The sequence below is a fragment of the Nonomuraea sp. AD125B genome (assembly GCF_041402765.1).
Lineage (GTDB): Bacteria > Actinomycetota > Actinomycetes > Streptosporangiales > Streptosporangiaceae > Nonomuraea > Nonomuraea bangladeshensis.
Genome location: NZ_JBGLOU010000008.1, coordinates 100,640 through 120,974 on the forward strand (window position 1 = coordinate 100,640; position 20,335 = coordinate 120,974).

A 20,335-nucleotide genomic window follows, 5' to 3' on the forward strand; every position below is an offset into this window, starting at 1 on the left:
CCGCCGGTGGTCCGCGCCATCGCGCTCACCTCCCCGACCTGGTCAGCGCGGTGAAGAAGACGTAGCAGAGGATCTGCACGGCGAGGAAGTAGATCAGCGAGAACGCCCCCGCCGGCCCCACGTCGAACTGCCCGACGGCCATCTTCGACAGCAGGATGCTGAGGAACGTCGTCGCGTTGCCCGGCCCGCCGCCGGTCACCACGAACGGCTCGGTGTAGATCATGAAGCTGTCCATGAACCGCAGCAGGATCGCGATCGTCAGCACCCCGCGCAGCCTCGGGAGCTGGATGTGGCGGAACGTCGCCCACGCCGAGGCCCCGTCGATCTGCGCGGCCTGGAAGTACGGCTGCGGGATCGACCGCAGCCCCGCGTAGGCCAGCAGCGCGACGAGCGGCGTCCAGTGCCACACGTCCATGACGAGGATCGTGATCCAGGCGTCGGTGGAGTCGAGCGTGTAGTTGTAGTCCACGCCGAGCAGGCTGGCGACCGTCCAGCCGCCGAGGCCGATGTCGGGGCGGGCGAAGATCTGCCAGATCGTGCCGACCACGTTCCACGGGATGAGCAGCGGCAGCGCCACCAGCACCAGCGCCACCGACACCCAGACCCCGCGGCGCGGCATCGCCACCGCGATCACCACCCCGAGCGGGATCTCCACCAGCAGCACCTGGGCGGAGAACAGCAGCGTGCGGACGAACGCCTCGCGGTTCTCCGGCCGCCGCACGGCCTCGTAGAACCAGTCGAGGCCGACGAACAACCGGTCGGCGGGGCTGAACACGTCCTGGACGGAGAAGTTGACCACGGTCATCAGCGGGATGACCGCCGTGAACGCCACCGACACGACCACCGGCAGCACCAGCAGCCAGGCCCGGTTGGCGCGGCGCCGCGGATCGGGGTGCGTCACGCCGCCCCCCTTCCGGTGAGCGGCCCGAGGGAGCCGCATCTGACCTGGTCGCGGAAGAGGAACGCGCGCTCCGGCGGGAAGCGCAGGCACACGGACGCGCCCGGCTCGTACGCCGTGCCCGCCTCGGTCCTGGCGATCAGCGGATGCTCGCCGACCAGGGCGTGGACCAGGTCGTAGGCGCCCATGCGATCGACGCCGGAGACGCGGGCCGGCACGCCGGGCGCGGCGCCGAGCTCCACGAACTCGGGCCGCACCCCGATCCGTACCGGGCCGGGCGGCAGCTTCTCGCCGTCGGCCACGGCTGCTCCGGCGTCGGCGCCGGCCACCCGTACCACGCCGCCCGCGATCTCGGCGGGCAGCATGTTCATGCCGGGCGAGCCGATGAAGTGCCCGACGAACTCGTGCGCCGGCGACAGGAACAGCTCGGCCGGCTCGCCCGCCTGCACGATCGCCCCCTCGTTGACCACCACGACCTCGTCGGCGAAGGTCAGCGCCTCGGTCTGGTCGTGGGTGACGTAGATCAGCGTGTGCCCGGTGTCGCGGTGGATCTCCTTGAGCTTGCTGCGCAGCGTCCACTTCAGCGCCGGGTCCACGACGGTCAGCGGCTCGTCCAGCAGCACCGCCGCCACCTCGTGCCGGACCAGGCCCCGGCCCAGGCAGACGATCTGCTGGCGGCCGGGGTCGAGGCGGCGCGAGCGGCGGCCGAGCACGGGGTCGAGCCCGAGCAGCCGGGAGACCTCGCGGACCCGCCGGTCGATCTCCTGCTTCGGGCGGCGGCGGTTGCGCAGCGGGAAGGCGAGGTTGTCGTAGACGGACATCTCCTCGTACAGGACGGGGAACTGGAAGACCTGCGCGATGTCGCGGCCCGCCGTGGGCACGCCGGTGACGTCGCGGCCGTCGAACAGCACCCGGCCCTCGGTGGGCGTGAGCAGGCCCGAGATGATGTTGAGCAGTGTCGTCTTGCCGCAGCCACTGGGGCCGAGCAGCGCGTACGCCCGCCCGCTCCGCCACGTCCACGTGGTCGGCCGCAGCGCCCAGGTCCGGCCGCCGTCGTAGCTGTGGGCGACGCCCTCCAGCCGGATGTCAGCCATGCAGGTCGACCTCCGCCAGGGGCAGCCGGTCGCCGCCCTCGTCGAAGACGAGGACGTGCGCGGGGTCCACGTACGCGCGGGTGGTCTCGCCCGGCTGGAACCGCCACGTGCCCGGCAGGTGGGCGACCAGGTGCCGCTCGCCGCGCAGCAGCAGGTGCAGGAACGTGGCGCTGCCGGTCACCTCGGCCAGCCTGATCTCGGCGGGCAGCTCCACCGCGCCGGGGCCACGCGGGGCCAGGGTGACCTGGTGGGGGCGGATGCCGAGCAGCACGCCGCCCTCCGCGCCGGTCGCGCCGGGGGCGAGGAACGAGACGCCGAGGCAGTCGATCCGGCCGTCGCGCAGGACGCCGGGCAGCAGGTTGAGCGGGGGGTCGCTGAGCGTGGCCGCGACGGCGAGCGTGGGCGGGCGGGCGTACATCGCGGCCACGTCGCCGGTGTCCAGCACCCGGCCCTCGCCGAGCACCACCGTGGGCGCGGCGAACGTCAGGGCCTCGGCGGGGTCGGCCGTGGAGTAGAGCACGACGCCCGGCGCGCCCGCGAAACGGGCCTTGAGGTCGGCGCGGAGCTGCTCGCGCAGCTTGAAGTCCAGGCTGGCGAGGGGTTCGTCGAGGAGCAGCACGTCCACGGGCCGGGCCAGGGCGCGGGCGATGGCGGTGCGCTGCTGCTGGCCGCCCGACAGCTCGGCGGGGCGGCGGTCGAGCAGGCCGGCCAGGCCCATGAGGTCGGCCACCTCGCGCACCCGCCGGTCGATCGCGGGGCCGCGGAAACGCGCGTCCAGGCGGAGCGGCGAGGCGATGTTCTCGTAAATCGTGAGCGACGGATAATTGATGAACCGCTGATAGACGAAGGCGATAGATCTCTTCCGGACGGAAATCGCGGTGACGTCCTTTCCGGCGACCAGGACCCGGCCGGAATCGGGGGGCTGTAATCCCGCGACGACCCGCATCAAGGTCGTCTTCCCCGAGTTCAGCGGCCCGATCAGGGTCGTCAGCCCGGTGCCGGTTTCCAGCCGGATGTCGTCGAGCCAGATTTCTCCGCGCTGGCGTACGGAGACGCGATCGATAATCAGCGTCACGTTCCCCGGTCCTCTCTGCTCGCCTCCATCTAACATGATCTGAAAATGCGTGCAAGGGCGGCGGAAAAGGCCCGGACAATGGTGAACGGCGTGGGCTATCGCGCGGCCGGCGTCGTGCCCGATGACCGCGCCGGGACGGTCACGCCGGAGCCCCCGGTGATCAGGGAGGCCAGAAGGCGACCTGCGCCAGAACTGCAGATGGAACGATTCCAGGTCTTCGAGCGCTTTTCTGCTGGACGCATGTACAGTCCAGGTCCCGCCGCTGCGACCCAGGTTCATGACCATCCTCGTCCTTCAGCTCATCGAAGAAGGCCGCTACTCAGGATGAAAACCGGCGGTTGCCTAGCGTAGTGGGATACCTCGAAGCCTGAATGAGGCCGGGCGGAGCTATGGTGTTCCGCCCGGTCCCGAGTTTGGTCAGGTGGGTTGGTTATGGGCAGTTGCCGATATCGCTTTCGGAGGAGGCCAGGACGACGTTGGTCTTGGCCAGGCCGAGGGCGTTGACGGTGATGTGGACGGCGTTGACGGTCAGGCCTGTGTCGGGGGTGGTGAAGGGGGTCTGCTCGTTGAGGACGAGCTTGACGACGCCGACGTTGACGGTGGTGTTGGGTGCGATCTCGGTAGGTTCTGCGATGACCACCGTGTTGCCGACCTTGAGGAAGGCGATCGTGGTGGTTCCGCTGGATCCAGCGCAGGTGGTGGTGGAGCTGGATTTGATGGTCTTGACGGTGATCACGGGAATGCCGGTGATCCCGATGGTGGTGTCGTCGATGGAGGCGGTGGCCACGGATTTACCGGGGAATGCGGTGGTGGCGACCTGGGCGCACAGGGCGTGCCCGGTGATCAGTCCGCTGAGGGTGGCGGTGCAGGGCACCGAGGTGGTTTCGGTTGAGGTGGTGGTGATGTGCCCGGTGTCGGGGGTGGGTGCGATGTTGACCAGTTGGATGCCGGCCAGAGAGGCGCCGGCGGTCAGGCCGTAGGCCCGTCCGGTGAGCTGCTGCGGCGTGACGGTGACTTCTTCGTCGCCGCACGGTGAGGTGACGGAGTTGTTGTGGGCGTCGCCGCTGTAGGTGGCGGTCCACCGGTAGGTGCCGGCCGCGCCGATGGTCACGTTGCCGGATGTGGCGGTGCCGGTGCCGGACACCGTCCCGGTACGAGTCTCGATCGGCGTCGCACAGTCGGTGTCACCGGGCGCGAACAGCTGGAACGTGACGGTGCCTGTCGGGTGGTATCCGCTGGACAGGGTCGCTGTATCGGAGACCTTTCCGCCCGCGGGCACCGTGTCCGATGGCGTCGTGGCGATCGATGGAGTCGCCTTCGGGACGTGTTCGGTGATCGTTTCAGTGAAGCCTGGTGACAGGACGCCGTTGAGCAGGAAGTCCACCTTGCAGGTGATGGTGCTTCCCGGTACGGCTCCGGCGCCGATGGAGACGGTCTCGGCGAAGGCGGCATCATCGCCGCTGGTCACCGTCCGGCTGTCCGGGGTCAGGGACACCGACAGGTTCGGGTCGCAGTCGCGCAACTCGTGGGTGACCGTGACCGGCAGGTTGCTCAGGGCCGCCAGGATGGTGTCGCTGACCTCCGAGGAGTTGATGCCGGAGAACAGCTGTCCACCCGTGGCGTTGGTGATCGCGGTCGCTTGCCCGGTCGAGTTCATCCCGCCCAGGTCGAACGCGAGCACGGTGATGTCGGCTGCCTGCAGGGCGCTGATCGCGTCCGCCAGCGTATGGCCGTTGCTGGGATCATGGCTGGGGGCGTCCCCGATCAGCAGCACGATCCGAGAGCTGTTCGGCCTGAAGTCGACAGCCCCGGACGCGACCTCGAACAGGCCATTGATGCCGCCCTCGGGGAAGTCGCCGCCGCCCGACGCGACCAGCGAGTTGAGACCGTTGGTGACGTCGGTGTCGTTGGCGGTGAGGTTCTGCGCCACCCGGAACGGCGTCGCGTCCGCCACGTCCTTGTACTCGGCGACCGCGAACTGCGCGTCCGGCTGCGCCGAAGCTACGTTGGACAGGATCGCGTTCGCATTGGTCTGCACGTTCGAGATGACCCCGCCCATGCTCCCTGTCGTGTCGATCAGGAAGGTGATATCCGGTTTGGGCGGGATCGCCGGAGTAGAGACGGTCTTGGCGATCGTCGTCGATCCGCCCGGGTCCAGGTTCAGCGTTACGTCCGCCGGGGTGACTCCGGGCTCGGCGGACGCCGTCCCTGCCCCGGCCACCAGCATTGCACCGGCCATTGCCACGCACGCGGCAGCCTTTAATCGTCGCGTCATTCTCACGGTGTGATTCCTTCTGTGTGGCGTTATGCCATAACGGATTTGGGATCGCCGGCCGTGCAGAATTTCGGTGATCACGTCATGCGGAACTCCCTCTCCCCACGTGCTGGCGCGACAGAATACGATGTCGCATTGGTTGACAGCCTCGGTGACTTTTCAGCGCCGGCCGTGATCAACGAGGCGAGGTGTGGCCACGGCCATAGGGTGACTGGTCGGCGAATCGTTGTAAATAGGGCACTTACGGAAAGTCCCCGAGTGGCCGCAATCGGCCACTCCTTGCCAATGGGAGACTTCCGCGAGAAGCGAGCTTTGCCAAGATCTTTTGGGTACGCCCGACGAAATGAATAATTCTCAGATTATCGCCTTCAAAAGGCGGCCGTTTCCGGTTCCTCCGGACCGTGTCCCGCACGTCAATTCGGTATCGTGCTCTGGACCGCACCTTTCGCTGCATGAAGCGGGGCAGCGGCTGCGACCGGCGCGAGGCTTTTGTCGCTGGTCTACCGGTTGGTGAGGTGCTTGTTCGGCTTGCCGGCGGCGCTGGTTCGCTCTGACCTGTCGAAGGATCTCGAGTTGCTGGTGCTCCGTCACGAGGATCAGGTGCACCCCCGCGCGCAGCGACCGGTTCACCACCTCGATCACCCGCCCTGCCGGCGGCATCGCCCGGTTGGCTGAGCCCGTCGCGGGGGTGCAGGTGCCCCGCGACGAAAAAGACCTGCGGTTGTGAAACCGCAGGTCAGTGGCCGAACACGGCGATCTAGGCGAGTGCCCCCGACAGGATTCGAACGCGCGGCACCCGCTTTAGGGCAGCGGGACCCCCTCACACGTACGCACCCGCCGGCCGATCTCGAAGAAGGCGACCACCGCCGCCACGCAGTCCGGCGTCCGCAGCCCCGAGCCGTGCACGTCGTCGTCCACGGTCACCACGGTCCCGCCGATCGCCGCCCGCATGTCGAGCGTCCACTGGTACGGCGACGGGCTCTCGTGCAGGTGGCCGGACAACATCAGCGGCCCGCCGCCGCCCCGCAGCCGGACCTCGCGCACCGGCAGCGGCCAGCCCGCGCAGTTCGGCACGAACGCCGTGGCCTCGCCGGTCACCGGATACCGCGTCAGCCGCTCCTGGTAGGCCCGCCACGCCGACTCGAACGTACGCGGCCCGGAGTCCTCGTTGCAGAAGTAGGCGATGTTCGCCGGCTTGTTGCCGCGCTCGGGCGCGCCGGCCGGCGGAGCGGGCCGCTCGCCGCCCGCGAGTCTCTTGAGCGTGGGCGGGGCGTCCGGGCCGGTTGCGGTGACCAGCTCCTTGAGCACCTGCGCCACGTCCCGCCAGGCGGGGCTGGGCTGGCCGGCCGCTTCGGCGATCATCCGGCCGTCCACGGTCATGTCGATGTCGGTGAAGGTCACGGGGTCGGCGGCGAAGCGCTCGCGCAGCCGGGTCAGCGCCTCGATCACCTCGGCCTTGGTGTCGCCGAAGCCGTACGTGTCGTCCCGCGCGGCGATCCAGGCGGCCATGCGCCGGAAGTCGCGGTCGGTGGCGCGGGCGCGCACCTCGGTGAAGACGTCCAACCTCGGCTCCGTGACGGCCACGCTGTCCAGCCACATGGCCCGCACCCGGTCCGGGAACAGGCTGCGGTAGACGGCGCCGAACCAGGTGCCCCACGACACCCCGAGGAAGGCGATCGTGCGCTCGCCGAGCGCGGCGCGGAGCCGGTCGAGGTCGCGGGCCGCGTTCGCGGTCGTGAGCTGGCCGAGCAGACCCGGGTCGGTGGCCGCGCACGCCTGGTTGGCCGCGACGGTCGCCGCGTAGACCGCGCGGGCCTGCTGCTCGGTGACCGGGCCGGGCGGCGGGGGCCCCTGCTCGGGCGGCCGGCAGGCGGCCTTGGTGCTGTAGCCGGTGCCGCGCGGGTCGAGGCCGATGAGGTCGTAGCGCTCGTTCAGCTTCATGCCGCCCATGACCAGGTCGATCGGCATCAGGTAGCCGCTGCCGCCGGGACCGCCGGGGTTGACCGCGAGGCTGCCGAGGCGGCGGCCCCGGTCGCTCGCCCGCAGCCGGGTGAAGGCGATGGTGATCTGCTTGCCGCCGGGGTCGGCGTAGTCCTGCGGGACCGGCAGCGTGCCGCACTCGGTGCGGCCGTAGAGCGCGCGGAACTTCGCGAACTCCTTGTCGGGCACGCCGATCGAGCGCAGGACGTCGTCGGAGTACGCGGGGCACTCGTGCCAGGTCACCGACGGCTGCCGGGACGCCGAGGCGGGGGCGGCGAGCGCCCCGAGCGCCAGGGCACTGGCCAGTAAGGTCCGGAGAATCATGACTCAAGGCTGGGCCCGGGGCGCGCCGCCGGCCTCCCCCGCGAGTGGGGGACGGACCTCTCCTTCAGGGGATCCCCTCGATCAGGGCAGGATGGCGTCCACGTAGCCGCCGTCCACCCGCAGCGCCCCGCCCGTGGTCGCCGAGGCGTACGGCGAGCTGAGGTAGACCACCATGTTGGCGATCTCCTCGGGCTCGATCAGCCGCTGGAGCAGCGACTGCGGCCGGTGCTGCCGCATGAACGCCCGCTGCGCCTCCTCCCACGGCAGGTCGCGGTCCACGAGCTGGTAGACGAACTCCTCCACGCCGCCCGTGTGCGTCGGCCCGGCGATCACCGAGTTGACCGTCACCCCGGTGCCCGCCGCCTCCTTCGCGAACCCGCGCGAGACGGCCAGCAGCGCCGTCTTCGTCATGCCGTAGTGGATCATCTCGGCCGGGATCGTCACCGCCGAGTCGCTGGCGATGTACTGGATCCGGCCCCAGCCGCGCTCCTTCATCCCCGGCAGGTACGCCCGCGTGAGCCGCACCGCCGCCAGCACGTTGACCTCGAAGTAGTGCCGCCACTCGGCGTCGTCGATCTCCAGCGCCGGCCGGGCGCCGAAGATGCCGAGGTTGTTGACCAGGATGTCCACCTGCGGGAGCAGGCTCAGCACCTGGGCGCAGCCCTCCTCGGTGGACACGTCGCCGGGCGCGGCGACCAGCTCGGCCGCCGCGGCGGCGGGCAGGCCGTCCGGCGCGCCCGGGGTCATCCGCTCGATGGCCGCCGCCACCCCGCCCTCGCTCCTGCCGTTGACGCCCACCCGGGCCCCCGCCCGCGCCAGCCCGGCGGCGATGGCCGCCCCGATGCCCTGGGTCGAGCCGGTGACGAGCGCGGTCTTCCCGCTGAGATCGATGTGCACGATGTCGTACCCCCTTCGGGGCCCATTTTTCCGTGCCCCGCCGGGGCGGGAGCGCACCGGGGTCGTTTTTCGCCCGGCCACGGGGCAGATCGACTACGTAGGCTGGAGCCGGGCGTGGAAGGGGCGTGGGTGCACCGGATCCTGTGGGGAGTGGCGGCGATGGCGGCCGTCGCGGTGCTCGTCGGGCTGGTCGTCGGGGTGGTCGTGCCGGCCGTGTCGGAGGGGCCGGCGCGGTCGCCGGAGGAGTGCGAGCCGCGCGACACGCGGGTGAGCGCTCCCTACGCGGTCACCGGCTACTGGGTGATCCCGCGTGCCGACCCGTGCGTCACGCGGCGCATGGTCGAGGCCGTCCACCAGATCGGCGGGGACACGCTGATCACGTTCGGGCCGCGGTTCGACGCGGGGGAGCCCGATCCCGGCTTCGCGGACTGCGTCGTGGACGGGCGGCCCTGCGCCGAGGTGCCGGGCAAGCGGGTGCGGCACGTGTACACGTACACCACGAGCGAGGAGTTCGGGCCGGGACTGCTGCGCTGCCAGGGGCTGGACCGGCGGGTCGAGGCCGGCGAGCGGGTCTTCTACCGGGTGTCGCTGGCCGCGTCCTGCGACGACCCGGTCCACGACCTCGTGCTGATCTCGACGGACGGCGACGGGCTCGGCAACCTGATGAGCGAGGCGGCGGCGTACGGGATGAAGGTCTTCCCCGGGCTGCCCGCCGCGTCGCAGGAGCCCGGCAAGACCTGGGAGCCCGACCACGACCACACCGACGCGCTGACCGCGTTCACCGGGCGGGTGCTGGCCGACTACCGGGCGCGGTTCGGGGGGTCGGCGGCGTTCGCGGGGGTCTACCAGTCGTTCGAGCTGGCCATGCGCGACCGCGCGCCGAACGATCCGATCATCGAGCTGTACGCCGCCCAGCACGCGACCGTCGCCGCCACGCTGCCCGGCAGGACGATCCTGGTCAGCCCGTACATCGACGCCCGCCGGGGCCGCGGCTTCCCGCCCGAGCAGGCCGGTGACGGGCTCGCCGACCTCGCCCGCACCCGGGCGGGCGCGCCGATGGCCGTCGCGGTGCAGGACGGCCGGGGCACCGGCAAGGTCCCCGTGCACGGCCCGCACGAGCGGGACGCCAAGGTCGAGCCGCGCCTGGTGCCCGTGGTCGGCGACGTCAGCAACGCGCAGGCGTACTACGGGGCCACCCGCGACTACATCGCGGCGGCGGCCCGGCGGGTGCCGCCCGGCGTGGAGCTGTGGGTGAACATCGAAGGCTTCGAGCCCTCGCCCGTGGACGGCGAGTGCGGGCGGGTCGATCCGCTGCCACTGCGCGGGCGGACCACCAAGAGCCGCCTGGACCGGCAGGTCATGGCCGCCGGCACGCACGCCCAGAAGATCATCTCGTACGGGTGGGAGCCGTTCTTCACCTGCCAGGCCCGCTACGACACGCCCTCGCTGGCCGACGACATCGCGAGCGGCTGGCAGGAGCCCGTCGTGGTCAGCGCCGTGCGCAAGGACATGAACGGGCAGGCCGGCATCCTCGTCGAGGGCCACAACCTGCGGGGCGGCACCCTCCGCTTCGAGCCGGAGGGCGTGACGGTCGAGCAGGGCTGGTACGGGCGGGGGCGGCTGGAGTCGGCGTGGGTGCCGTACACGCCGGGCGCGCCGTTCACCGCGATCACGGCGACGAACGGGGCCGGCGAGAGCAGCACCACCCCCTACGTCATGCCCTAGGAGAAGATGTCCGGTCGATGTCCGGTCACCGCCCTGGGACGCGCGCGGCCGCCAAGGCAGGTTGGAGGGGAGAACCGAACCCGCTCCGAGAGGAAACACATGCGCGTTCGCACAGCCCTGGCCGCCGCCGGCATGGCCGCCCTCACACTGGCGGCCTCCGCCCTCCCCGCGCAGGCTGCGCAGTGGAATTACGTCGGCATGTTCGACACGCAGGCGAAGTGCAATTTCGACCGGTCGGTGAAACACGCACAGGGATATCCCACCGACCCCACCACCGGCTGCTATCGCGTCAGCAGCGGTTATTACTACTTCTATTACGCCTGATCGAAGAGGACTCATCGTGTACGCCAAGAACACTTTCATCAGGACCGCACTGCTGGCCGGGGGCCTCATCGCGGCAGTTCTCGCCCCCACGGCGGCCACCGCGGCCACCGCCACGACGTCAGGCGCCCAGGCGGCCTTCGCCTGCGCCAACCCCTGCAACTGGTACTCCCAGTCGGTCTCTGCCAGGATCACCGCCCTGAAACTGGCGGAGCAGCAGGCCATATATCTCATGCAGATCGGCTACACGATCATGACCACCGAGGCGCAGTTGCAGACGGACGCCTCCTCCTGGAAAGGACACGTGCGCTACCACGGCTGATCCGAGGTCAGCCCTTGGCCGCCCTCGCCTGCGACCACCCGGTCAGGGCGTCGACCAGGATGTCGGCGAGCAGCGCCGCCTGGCCGCCGTCCTCGTCCAGGTCGGGGTCCAGGATGGTCACCTCCAGCCCGGCCGCGCCGGGCAGCGCCAGCAGGCCGCGCAGGAGGGCGGTGAGCTGGGCGGCGTCGAGGCCGCCGGGGGTGGGGGAGTCGACGGCGGACAGGACCGACGGGTCGAGGACGTCGGCGTCCACGTGGATCCAGAACCCGTCCAGCTCGTCCCGGACCAGCACCTTCCTGGCCAGATCGAGGTCGATGTCGCTGCCGGGGACGTACGCGAGCCCGCTGTCGGCCAGCTCCGGCAGGTCATCGTCGTCGCGGACGCCGAGCAGGATCACGTCCTCGTCCCTGACGTAGGGGCGCAGGCCGTCGAGGTCGGTCAGGTAGCCGTCGCCGCGCCCGGTGACCAGCGCCACGTCCTCGCCCGCCGCCGAGCCGACGTGGGGGGAGTTGCCGAGGTGGCGGAAGTCGGAGTGCGCGTCCAGGTACGCCAGCCCGTACCGGCCGGCCCGCCGCAGCGCCAGCGCGGGGCCCAGCAGGATCGAGCAGTCGCCGCCCAGCAGCACCGGGAAGCCGCCGTCCGCCCGGATCGCGGCGACCCGGTCGGCCAGCCTGCGGGCGTAGGCGGCGATGGCGGGGCCGTTGCGCACGCCGTCGCCCGGCTGCCAGGTGGCGACGTACCGGGGCGGGACGAGCGCGCCCGCGTCGGCGGCCCCGAGCCGCGCCACGAGGCCCGCGTCGCGCAGCGCCCAGGGGGCCTTGTAGCAGCCGGGGACGACGCCGGGCGCGGGCGGGCGCAGGCCGAGGTTGGACGGCGCGTCGAGCACGGTCAGGCGGCGGGTTGCGTCAGGGGTTATGATGCTCATACTCGTGACGTTAGCAAGAGGGAGTGCGGATGCGCCAGTTCGCCGAGACCGGGGTCGTGGCCATCGACCTGGCCAACACGTGGGACGAATGGCTCGACGACCCGGAACGCCTCCCGGACGTGGCGGCCCTGGCCCGCTTCTGCGCTGAGCTGGGCGAACCCGCGGACGCGCCCGCTGCCGCCGACCTCGACGCCGTACGGCAGGTGCGCTCGCGACTGCGCGACGTCCTGACCCGCGACACCCCGGAGCTCCGCACCCGAGCCCTCGCCCGGTGGTCGGCCGGCCTCCCGCTCGCCGCCACCGTCGAGGACCACGCCGGCATCCCACGCCTACGCCTCACCGCCGCCCCCGAGCGCGGCGGGCCGCCGCTGGCGGCCCGCCTCGCCGTACGGGCCGTCGCCGACCTCCTCGACCTGGCCTCGGCCGGCGACTGGGACCGCCTGCGCCTCTGCGCCGCCCGCCCCTGCCGCGACGCCTTCGTCGACCGCAGCCGCCCGGGCCGCCGCCAGTTCTGCTCCACCCGCTGCGCCAACCGCGCCCACGCCACCGCCTCCCGCGCCCGCCACCGCGGCTGACGTCGGCACCGGCACCCGGTCAGGTGAAGAGGGTGCGGCCCCAGTAGTCGGAGGCGTCGCGGACGCCGGGTGGGCAGGCGAACAGGCCGCTGGAGACGTGTTTGATGTACTCGTTCAGCGGGTCCTCGCGGGCCAGCCGCAGCTGCACCGGCACGAACTGCTTGCGCGGGTCCCGCTGGTAGGCCATGAAGAACAGGCCGGCGTCGAGGCGGCCGAGCCCGTCGGAGCCGTCCACGAAGTTGTAGCCCCGCCGCAGCAGGTGCGCGTTGCCGTGCGAGCTCGGGTGGGCCAGCCGGACGTGGGCGTTCGGCGCGATGTGCGGCTGTCCGTCCGGCCCCTTGGCGGCGAAGTCCAGCGGGTCGAACTCGCGTTTCGCGCCCAGCGGCGCGCCCTCGCCCTTGTCCCGCCCGAAGATCTGCTCCTGCTCGGTGAGCGACGTGCGGTCCCAGGTCTCGATCGTCATGCGGATCTTCCTGGTGACCAGGTAGGTGCCGCCGGCCATCCAGGCCGCGCCGTCCCCGGCGTCCGCCCAGAGCTGCTCGCGCAGCAGGTCCGCGTCCTCCAGCTTGAGGTTGTTCGTGCCGTCCTTGAAGCCCATGAGGTTGCGCGGGGTCGCCTGCGCGCGGGACGTGGACGACGTACGCCCGAAGCCGAGCTGCGACCAGCGCACCGACACCCGGCCGAACCCGATCCTGGCCAGGTTGCGGATGGCGTGCACGGCGACCTGGGGGTCGTGCGCGCACGCCTGCACGCACAGGTCCCCGCCGGAGATCTCCGGCACGAGCTGCTCGCCGGGGAACTTCGGCAGGTCGGCGAGGGCGGCGGGCCGCCTGCCGGCCAGCCCGAACCGTTCGTCGAACAGCGACGGCCCGAATCCGACGGTCAGCGTCAGCCCCGAGGCGGGCAGCCCCAGCGCCTCGCCGGTGTCGTCGGGCGCGGCGGCCGGGTCGCCGCCCACCGCGCCGAACGACCCCGCCTCCTTGCCCTGCGTGAGCCGGGCCGCGGCGGCGGTCCACTCCTGGAGGAGGTCGATCAGCTCGGCCCGGTCGCCGGTGGTGACGTCGAAGGCGACGAAGTGCAGGCGGTCCTGGGCGGGGGTGACGATGCCCGCCTGGTGCTCGCCGTAGAAGGGGTAGGGGGCGGAGGTGGAGGCGGCGTGCGCGACGGGCGGCTCGTCGAGCAGCGACCGCGCACCTACCGCGCCCGCCCCGGCCACCGCCGCGCCGGCCGCGCCGAGCCCGAACAGGCTCCGCCGGCTCATCCGCCGCCCGTTCCCGGTGAGCTCGGACATGGGGTCCTCCCGCTACTTCGCCACCACAGGGGCGATCTTGCTGATCGGTTCGCCGAGCGCGTTGATCGCGTCGGACAGGGTCTTGAGCTGCGCCTTGGACAGCTCGTCGTGGAGCTGCCAGCCGTCGCCCCTGCGGTGCGCCTCCAGCGCCGCCTCGGCCGCGGCGAACTTCTCGTCCAGCGTCTTGACCAGATCGGGAGCCCGCTCCTCCAGCACCGGCCGGAGCGACTGCACGGCGGCCTTGGAGCCTTCGAGGTTGGCCGCGAAGTCCCAGAGGTCGGTGTGCGACCAGATGTCCTCCTCGCCGGTGATCTTACCGGTGGCGACCTCGTCGAGCAGTTCCTTGGCGCCGTTCGCCAGGTTGAGCGGGGTGAGCTCGGCGGCGTTGGCCTTGCCGACGATGGTCTTGACGTCGGCGATGAGCTTGTCGGCGATCGGGCCGTCCTCGCTCACGTCCTTGTGGATCCACAGGTCCTTCTCGATCCGGTGGAAACCGGTCCACTTCTCGCCCTCGGCCAGGTCGGCCTCGCGGGCGTCGATGGCCGGGTCGAGGTCGCCGAAGATCTCGGCCACCGGCTCGATGCGCTCCCAGTACGTCCGCGCCACCGGGAACAGCGCCTTCGCCTCGTCGATCTTCTCCGCCTTGACGGCGTCCACGAACTCCTGCGTCTTGACCAGCAGCGTGTCGCTCTGCGTCTTGACGTAGCGCTTGTAGCCGGTCACCGCGGCGGCGAGCTGGGCGTCGGCGGTGAGCGGCTGGTGCTCGCCGGTGACCTTGAGCGGGTTGCGGATGCCCTTGCCGACCATGCCGGGCTTGCAGGCGGTCTCGTACGTGCCGGCCGGCAGCTCCGCGATGAGCTCCCGCGTCAGGCCGGGCACGATGTTCTCGACCTCGGCCATGATGCGGTCGCCCGCGGCGAGCACGTAGAACTCGGTCACCTTGCTGCCGCCGTTGGTGATCGTGAACGTCGTGGTGCCCGCGGGCACCTCCGTGACCGGCACCTCGCACGCGGTGTCCGACGCGGCCACGGCGATCTTCCCCGGCGAGCCGGAGGCGGCCGGCGCGGCGGCGTCGCCGCCGGAGGAGCCGCCGGAGGAGCCGCAGGCGGTGAGTGCGGCCACGGCGAGCACGCCGGTGGACAGGCGGAGGACGGTACGCATGGTGCTCCTGTTCAGGCCGCGGCGGTGGGCGCCGCGGGCAGGGACGTCCGCCGCGGGCGGAGGAAGAGGACGAGGGCGGGCAGCAGGTACGCGGCCCAGGCGACGACCTCGGCGACGCTGGGCTGCGGGGTGATGTTGAACATCCCGGCCAGCAGCATGCCGTACCAGGAGTCGGCGGGGAGGGAGGCGCCGAGGTCGAAGGCCGGCGTGGCGAGGCCGGTCAGCACGCCCGCCTCCTGGAGGTCGTGCACGCCGTACTTGAGTATGCCCGCCGCGACCACGATGAGCAGCAGCCCGGTCCAGGTGAAGAACCTGGTGAGGTTGATCCTGACGGCGCTGAGGTAGAGCCCCCAGCCGATGGCGACCGAGGTGAGCACGCCCAGCGTGATGCCGATCAGCGGCTCGGCGGTCGTGGCGGCGCCCTGCGCGGAGGCGAAGAACAGCAGGGCGGTCTCCAGCCCTTCCCTGGCGACGGCGAGGAAGGCCATGACGGCCACGGCGAGCCGGCCCAGCTCCAGCGCGTCGCTCAGCTTGCCGCGCAGCTCGCCGGAGAGCGTGCGGGCCGCCCGCCGCATCCAGAAGATCATCCAGGTGACGAAGACGACGGCCAGCAGCGAGGCGATCGACTCGAACAGCTCCTGCCCCGTGTACGCCAGGTGGGCCGCCGTGAAGGTCAGCAGCGCGCCGAACGCCGCCGACAGCGCGACGGCGGCGCCCACGCCGGCCCAGACCTGGGGGAGCCGGTCCTTGCGGTCGCTCTTGACGAGAAAGGCGACGAGGACCGAGACGACGAGTGTCGCCTCCAGGCCCTCGCGCAGCCCGATGAGATAGCTGGCGAACACGGACACTCCCGCGGGTTCTTAGGTAAGGCTCCCCTAAATTAGAGCTCCCGCGGCGTTCTGTCCATGTGTGCCCGGTGTGTTCGTCGTCACCCCGCCAGGTTCTCGGTCAGCAGTTCGAGCAGCGGTTCGCGGCGTACGCACCGCTCCAGCAGGAACGAGTCCGCGAGCGCGGTCAGCTCGTCGTCGCCGAGTCCGCGGAACAGCTCGGCGTACTCGGGCAGCAGCGCCTGCGCGAACAGGATGTGCCTGATCAGGTCGTCGCTCTGGTAGCGGGCGCCCCACGGGTAGGGGTCCCAGCCGGGGAACTCGGTCTCGACCAGCTCGTGCAGCGGCCCGAGCACGTCCGAGCCCTCCTCCATCGTCGACCCCCAGCGGTCCACCCCGAGCCGCCGCTTCTTGTCGAGGAAGCCCCCGAACCTGTCCAGGTACGGCCCCGCCGCGTGCACCAGCCCCTGCAACCCCACGTCCTTGTACGTCCAGAGCGACCAGCCCGCCCCCTCCGCGTCGTAGATCGCGAGCTGGTCGCGCAGGATCTGGTACCGCTGCGCGTCCTTCTCCGGGTCCCCGGTGTAGACCGGCCCGAACTCACCCACCCACAACGGCGTCCCGGTCTCCCGCTGGAAGCGGGAGCGCTTGGCGAACGTCCGCTCCAGCTCGTCCCGGTCGCACCACTCGCCCCGCGTGTGCCCGGGGTACGGGCCGCCGTGGGCGAAACCGGCGAGGGCGTAGTCGTGCATGACGAAGACCGTGTTCTCGTACACCTCACGGAAGATCGAGAAGTCGGTGGAGTAGGTGTTGCCGTCCAGGAACAGCACGTGGTGCGGGTCGGCGCCGCGCACCGCCTTCACCAGCCGGTCGTAGAACGGGCCGATCACCCGGCCGGTGACGTCGGCGGGCTCGTTCGCCGGGTTGTAGCCGGCGACCCAGGGGTTGTCGCGGTAGTGGTCGGCCAGGACCTCCCACAGGTGCACCACCCGGTCCTGGAAGTGGCGGTGCTGCCAGAACGCCGCCACGTGGGTGGGATTGTCGGAGTGCCAGTGCTGGTTCTGCGAGCCGGGCAGCGCGTGCAGGTCGATGACGCTGTAGATGCCGTGCGCGCCGAGCAGGCCGATCACCCGGTCGAGGTGGCGGAAGCCGCGCGGGTCGATCTCGAAGGGCCGCTCGTCGGACTCCCAGTGGCGGTAGTTCACCGGGATGCGCACGCAGTTCATGCCGAGGCCGGCCAGCAGCTCGGCGTCCCGCTCGGTGAAGAACGAGGTCAGCAGGCGGTCGAAGAACAGCTCGGCCCGCTCCTCGCCGAGCACGTCCCGCACCGCGGCGCGCATCGAGCTCTCGTTGGCGGGGAAGCCGGTGACGAAGTTCTCCATGTTCATCCAGCCCCCGAGGCCCACCCCGCGGAGCCGTACCGGCTGGTCGTCGGGTGTGACGAGGTGGTTTCCGGACACACGCAGCATGTCAGAGGTCATCCCTTCGTGGCGCCGGCGGTGAGCCCGCCGACCAGGTGGCGTTCCGCGACGGCGTAGAACCCGAGCGCCGGGATCATGGCCAGGACGAGGTAGGCGAGGATGCGGGCGGTGTCGGAGGCGTACTGGCCCTGGAACTGCTGGATGCCGAGCGGCAGGGTCCAGTTGGCCTCCTCGGTGAAGACCACCAGCGGCAGCATGAAGTTGTTCCAGCTCCCGACGACGGCGAGCACCGAGACGGTGGCGATGGCGGGCTTGGCCATGGGCAGCAGGATCCGCCAGAAGAACCCGAACGGACTGCACCCGTCGATGATCGCGGCCTCCTCGATCTCCCCGGGGATGCTGCGGAAGAAGCCGCGCAGGATGATGATCGTCAGCGGCAGCCCGAACGCCGCCTGCACGAGGATGACCCCGAGCGGGTCGCCGAGCAGGCCGAGCGCGCGCAGCAGCACGAAGATCGGCAGGATGGCCACCGCGAACGGGAACATCAGCCCCGCCGTGAACAGCGTGAACAACGCCTCCCTGCCCCGGAAGGCGAACCGGGCGAAGACGAACCCGGCCAGCGCCGCCACCCCCACCGTGAGCACGGTGGTGACGACCGCGATGAACGTGCTGTTCCAGAGCTGCAACCAGAACGACGACGAGGCCAGCACGTCGGTGTAGTTGCCGGTCACCCAGGTCGAGGGCAGCCCGAACGGGTTCGTGGACAGCTCGCTGTTGCGCTTGAACCCGCCGAGCGTCGCGTAGACCACCGGGATCAGCACGAACGCGCCGACGACCCACGCGATGAGATGCAGCGGCAGCGTGTTGCGCCGAGGAGCCTGCTTCTTGCCGCGGCTCATCGCCTGCCTCCCATGCTGGTGGTCGCGCCCTCCAGGTCACGGCGCATCACGAACCGCTGGTAGAACAGGGCGAAGACGAGACTGAGCACGAACATCACGACGCTGATCGCGCTGGCGTAGCCGACCTGGGAGCGCTTGAACCCCCACTCGAACATCGTCACGGCCATCGTCTCCGACGAGTGCGACGGGCCGCCCTGGGTGAGGATCCAGACCAGGTCGAAGAGCTGGATCGTGTAGATGACGCACAGGAAGACGCTGATCCGGATCGTCGGCCCGAGCAGCGGCAGCGTGATGTGCCTGAACACCTTCCAGCCGCTCGCCCCGTCGATCTGGGCGGCCTCGACGAGTTCGTCCGGGATGTTCTGGCGGCCGGCCAGATAGATCATCATGTGGAAGCCGAAGTACTTCCACGTCATGACGAGGAACAGCGACGGCATCACCGTGTCCGGGTCGGCCAGCCAGTCGGAGTCGGCGCCGAACAGCGCCAGCAGCTGGTTGGCCATCCCGGCGTCGGGCGCGAGGATCAGCGAGAACAACACGCCGGTGATCACTTCGGACAGCACGTACGGCGCGAAGAACACCAGCCGGTACACCGCCCGGCCGCGGATGCGCTGGTTCAGCAGCAGCGCGATGGCCAGCGAGAGCGGCAGCTGCACGCAGACCGACAGCAGCACCAGCACGAGCAGGTGCCACAGGTCCCGCCGGAAGATCTCCGTGCCGAACAGCCGGGTGAAGTTGTCGAAGCCGATGAAGTTGGTGGGCAGGCCGCCGAACCCGTTCCAGCGGAACGCGCTGGCGTAGAAGGCGACCAGGATCGGCGCCACGACCAGCAGCAGGAACAGCACCAGCGCGGGCAGGACGAACAGCGCGATCGTCAGCGCGCGGCCACGGTGTCTGACGGCGGGGGCGGGGGCCGGAAGCCTGGCCGCCTCCGGCCCTCGGGTCAGTGTCGTCATTCTTCGGTCTTGGCCACTTCGGTGATGGCCTGGGCGACCTGCTCAGGCGTCTTGGTGCCGGCGATCAGCTCGGCCACGCTGTCGTTGACCTGCTGGCCGACGGCCGGCGGGTACGCCTGGTCGAGGTAGAGCTGGTAGCCGGTCGCGCCGGCCAGCATCGTGGCCACCTGCTTGAGGTTGGGGTCGGTGACCGCGCTCTCCTCGCCCTTGAGCACCGGCAGGACGCCGCCGGCCTGGACGGCCTTGGTGTGGTTGTCCATCCGGGTCATGAACTTCACGAAGTCCACGGCCTCCTTCGGCGCGTCCCTGCCGACGGCCAGGCCGCCGCCTCCGCCGAACGCGTCCGTGGCCGAGCCCTTGCCGCCCTCGACGGCGGGGAAGGGGAAGAAGCCGAGGTCGTCGCCGAGGCCCTTGCCCGCGTCCTTCTGCACGGACGGGGCCCACTGGCCCATCAGCTCCATGGCGGCCTTGCCGTTGCCGATCGTGGCGGCCTGCCCGTCGGGCGTGGAGTACGCCGCCCCGAGGAAGCCCTTCTGGAACGGCTGCAGGTCGGCCAGGGCCTTCACCTGCTGCCCCGCGGCGATGAAGTCCGGCGTGCTGAAGTTCTTGTCCACGGCCGCCTGCTTGAGCGCGTCGAGCCCGGCGATGCGCATGGCGAGGTAGGCCCAGTAGTAGTGGCCCGGCCACTTCTCCTTGCCCGCCAGGGCGATGGGGGTGACGCCGGCGTCCTTGAGCTTCTTGACGTCGCCGAGGAACTCCGACCAGGTGGCGGGCGGCTGCTCGATGCCGGCCTTGGCGAAGAGTTTCTTGTTGTACCAGAAGCCGACCATGCCGATGTCGGTCGGCAGGCCGTAGGTCTTGCCGTCGAACTGGTACGCGCTGAGCGCCGCCGTGGTGAAGCCGGGCAGGACGTCGGCGACGTCGGAGGAGAGGTCCTTCACCAGGTCGGCGTCGATCTGCTGCCTGAGCACGCCGCCGCCCCAGGTGGCGAAGACGTCGGGGGCCTTGCCGGACTGCGTGATGGTGGTGAGCTTGGCCTTGTAGGCGTCGTTCTCCAGGACCGTCGCCTTGATGGTGACGTTGGGGTTCTGGGCCATGAACTCCTTGGCCCGCTGCGCCCACAGCGTCTTCAGCGGTTCTGCGGTCGACAGGTGCCACCACTCCAGGGTGACCTTCGCAGGGGCGGCGCTCTCGCCGGACCCGGAGGTCGCGGCGCCGCCACCGCCACCTCCGCCGCAGCCGGCCACGAGCACCGCGGTCGCGATCAACACCACACTGCGTTTCATCCCGAGGGGTCCCTTCTCTGCTGGGCGGAGCACGCCGAGCCTGGCGGAACAGAGCGAAACTTTCGTATAACCCCCGATATTTT

The 20,335-nt window shown here is 70.8% G+C and carries 18 protein-coding genes; 4 read left to right on the forward strand and 14 right to left on the reverse strand.

Translation table 11 applies throughout. The features are described 5' to 3' along the window. Positions 1-25: 25 nt before the first annotated feature. The 6 genes from ACBR40_RS22070 to ACBR40_RS22095 all read right to left on the reverse strand — a co-directional run bounded on the left by ACBR40_RS22070 (position 26) and on the right by ACBR40_RS22095 (position 8,543). Positions 26-901 carry a carbohydrate ABC transporter permease gene (locus ACBR40_RS22070; protein WP_371249962.1) on the reverse strand — a complete coding sequence of 292 codons (876 nt, stop codon included), beginning with the start codon at positions 899-901 and terminating at the stop codon, positions 26-28. Next, on the reverse strand, positions 898-1,992 hold the full coding sequence (locus tag ACBR40_RS22075) for an ABC transporter ATP-binding protein (RefSeq protein ID WP_371249963.1): 1,095 nt from the start codon (positions 1,990-1,992) through the stop codon (positions 898-900). The genes ACBR40_RS22070 and ACBR40_RS22075 overlap by 4 nt, the downstream gene beginning before the upstream one ends. Beyond that, positions 1,985-3,067 (reverse strand): ABC transporter ATP-binding protein, encoded by a 1,083-nt coding sequence (locus ACBR40_RS22080; RefSeq protein WP_371249964.1) that lies wholly within the window; start codon positions 3,065-3,067, stop codon positions 1,985-1,987. Before ACBR40_RS22080 ends, ACBR40_RS22075 begins: the two co-directional genes overlap by 8 nt. A gap of 430 nt (positions 3,068-3,497) precedes the next feature. After that, the gene (locus tag ACBR40_RS22085) at positions 3,498-5,342 is read right to left on the reverse strand and encodes a choice-of-anchor P family protein (RefSeq protein ID WP_371250134.1); all 1,845 of its coding nucleotides are present in this window, start codon (positions 5,340-5,342) and stop codon (positions 3,498-3,500) included. An 801-nt stretch (positions 5,343-6,143) separates the two neighbouring features. Further along, positions 6,144-7,646, reverse strand: coding sequence for an alpha/beta fold hydrolase (locus tag ACBR40_RS22090; protein WP_371249965.1), 1,503 nt, complete (start codon positions 7,644-7,646; stop codon positions 6,144-6,146). Between the two features lie 81 nt (positions 7,647-7,727). Continuing rightward, positions 7,728-8,543 carry an SDR family oxidoreductase gene (locus ACBR40_RS22095; protein WP_344209718.1) on the reverse strand — a complete coding sequence of 272 codons (816 nt, stop codon included), beginning with the start codon at positions 8,541-8,543 and terminating at the stop codon, positions 7,728-7,730. A gap of 114 nt (positions 8,544-8,657) precedes the next feature. Between ACBR40_RS22095 and ACBR40_RS22100 the strand changes: the two genes are divergently transcribed. The 3 genes from ACBR40_RS22100 to ACBR40_RS22110 all read left to right on the forward strand — a co-directional run bounded on the left by ACBR40_RS22100 (position 8,658) and on the right by ACBR40_RS22110 (position 10,911). Further along, entirely contained in the window at positions 8,658-10,268 is a 1,611-nt protein-coding gene (locus ACBR40_RS22100) for a DUF4434 domain-containing protein (RefSeq protein ID WP_371249966.1), read from the forward strand. Between the two features lie 99 nt (positions 10,269-10,367). Beyond that, positions 10,368-10,592, forward strand: a complete 225-nt coding sequence (locus ACBR40_RS22105; protein WP_344209714.1) for a hypothetical protein — start codon at positions 10,368-10,370, stop codon at positions 10,590-10,592. Positions 10,593-10,608: 16 nt separating this feature from the next. Next, complete coding sequence (locus tag ACBR40_RS22110) at positions 10,609-10,911, forward strand: hypothetical protein (protein ID WP_371249967.1); 303 nt, start codon at positions 10,609-10,611, stop codon at positions 10,909-10,911. Positions 10,912-10,918: 7 nt separating this feature from the next. Here the strand turns inward: ACBR40_RS22110 and ACBR40_RS22115 are convergent, their stop codons facing one another. Further along, positions 10,919-11,836 (reverse strand): arginase family protein, encoded by a 918-nt coding sequence (locus tag ACBR40_RS22115; protein ID WP_371249968.1) that lies wholly within the window; start codon positions 11,834-11,836, stop codon positions 10,919-10,921. Positions 11,837-11,865: 29 nt separating this feature from the next. Here ACBR40_RS22115 and ACBR40_RS22120 point away from each other — a divergent pair, with 29 nt between their 5' ends. Continuing rightward, positions 11,866-12,411: a CGNR zinc finger domain-containing protein gene (locus ACBR40_RS22120; protein ID WP_344209708.1), complete on the forward strand. Its 546-nt coding sequence runs from the start codon at positions 11,866-11,868 to the stop codon at positions 12,409-12,411. A gap of 19 nt (positions 12,412-12,430) precedes the next feature. Here ACBR40_RS22120 and efeB read toward each other — a convergent pair whose 3' ends face one another. From efeB to ACBR40_RS22155, 7 genes are all read right to left on the reverse strand, one after another. After that, positions 12,431-13,702, reverse strand: coding sequence for an iron uptake transporter deferrochelatase/peroxidase subunit (gene efeB / locus ACBR40_RS22125; protein WP_371249969.1), 1,272 nt, complete (start codon positions 13,700-13,702; stop codon positions 12,431-12,433). 12 nt (positions 13,703-13,714) lie between these two features. Further along, positions 13,715-14,863 carry an iron uptake system protein EfeO gene (gene efeO, locus ACBR40_RS22130; protein WP_371249970.1) on the reverse strand — a complete coding sequence of 383 codons (1,149 nt, stop codon included), beginning with the start codon at positions 14,861-14,863 and terminating at the stop codon, positions 13,715-13,717. Between the two features lie 11 nt (positions 14,864-14,874). After that, positions 14,875-15,705, reverse strand: coding sequence for an iron uptake transporter permease EfeU (gene efeU, locus ACBR40_RS22135; protein ID WP_344209702.1), 831 nt, complete (start codon positions 15,703-15,705; stop codon positions 14,875-14,877). Positions 15,706-15,791: 86 nt separating this feature from the next. Beyond that, the gene (locus ACBR40_RS22140; RefSeq protein ID WP_344209700.1) at positions 15,792-17,159 is read right to left on the reverse strand and encodes a cellulase family glycosylhydrolase; all 1,368 of its coding nucleotides are present in this window, start codon (positions 17,157-17,159) and stop codon (positions 15,792-15,794) included. Positions 17,160-17,167: 8 nt separating this feature from the next. Then, positions 17,168-18,010, reverse strand: a complete 843-nt coding sequence (locus ACBR40_RS22145; protein ID WP_371249971.1) for a carbohydrate ABC transporter permease — start codon at positions 18,008-18,010, stop codon at positions 17,168-17,170. Continuing rightward, complete coding sequence (locus ACBR40_RS22150) at positions 18,007-18,966, reverse strand: sugar ABC transporter permease (RefSeq protein ID WP_344209696.1); 960 nt, start codon at positions 18,964-18,966, stop codon at positions 18,007-18,009. Before ACBR40_RS22150 ends, ACBR40_RS22145 begins: the two co-directional genes overlap by 4 nt. After that, positions 18,963-20,252 (reverse strand): extracellular solute-binding protein, encoded by a 1,290-nt coding sequence (locus ACBR40_RS22155; protein ID WP_371249972.1) that lies wholly within the window; start codon positions 20,250-20,252, stop codon positions 18,963-18,965. The genes ACBR40_RS22150 and ACBR40_RS22155 overlap by 4 nt, the downstream gene beginning before the upstream one ends. Positions 20,253-20,335: the final 83 nt, after the last annotated feature.

Coding starts and splice junctions, on each gene's coding strand:
- ACBR40_RS22120 (WP_344209708.1), top strand. CDS start 11,866: ATGCGCCAGTTCGCCGAGACCGGGGTCGTGGCCATCGACCTGGCCAAC.
- efeB (WP_371249969.1), bottom strand. CDS start 13,702: ATGTCCGAGCTCACCGGGAACGGGCGGCGGATGAGCCGGCGGAGCCTG.
- ACBR40_RS22155 (WP_371249972.1), bottom strand. CDS start 20,252: ATGAAACGCAGTGTGGTGTTGATCGCGACCGCGGTGCTCGTGGCCGGC.
- ACBR40_RS22140 (WP_344209700.1), bottom strand. CDS start 17,159: ATGCTGCGTGTGTCCGGAAACCACCTCGTCACACCCGACGACCAGCCG.
- efeO (WP_371249970.1), bottom strand. CDS start 14,863: ATGCGTACCGTCCTCCGCCTGTCCACCGGCGTGCTCGCCGTGGCCGCA.
- ACBR40_RS22105 (WP_344209714.1), top strand. CDS start 10,368: ATGCGCGTTCGCACAGCCCTGGCCGCCGCCGGCATGGCCGCCCTCACA.
- ACBR40_RS22145 (WP_371249971.1), bottom strand. CDS start 18,010: ATGAGCCGCGGCAAGAAGCAGGCTCCTCGGCGCAACACGCTGCCGCTG.
- ACBR40_RS22090 (WP_371249965.1), bottom strand. CDS start 7,646: ATGATTCTCCGGACCTTACTGGCCAGTGCCCTGGCGCTCGGGGCGCTC.
- ACBR40_RS22085 (WP_371250134.1), bottom strand. CDS start 5,342: ATGACGCGACGATTAAAGGCTGCCGCGTGCGTGGCAATGGCCGGTGCA.
- ACBR40_RS22150 (WP_344209696.1), bottom strand. CDS start 18,966: ATGACGACACTGACCCGAGGGCCGGAGGCGGCCAGGCTTCCGGCCCCC.
- ACBR40_RS22075 (WP_371249963.1), bottom strand. CDS start 1,992: ATGGCTGACATCCGGCTGGAGGGCGTCGCCCACAGCTACGACGGCGGC.
- ACBR40_RS22115 (WP_371249968.1), bottom strand. CDS start 11,836: ATGAGCATCATAACCCCTGACGCAACCCGCCGCCTGACCGTGCTCGAC.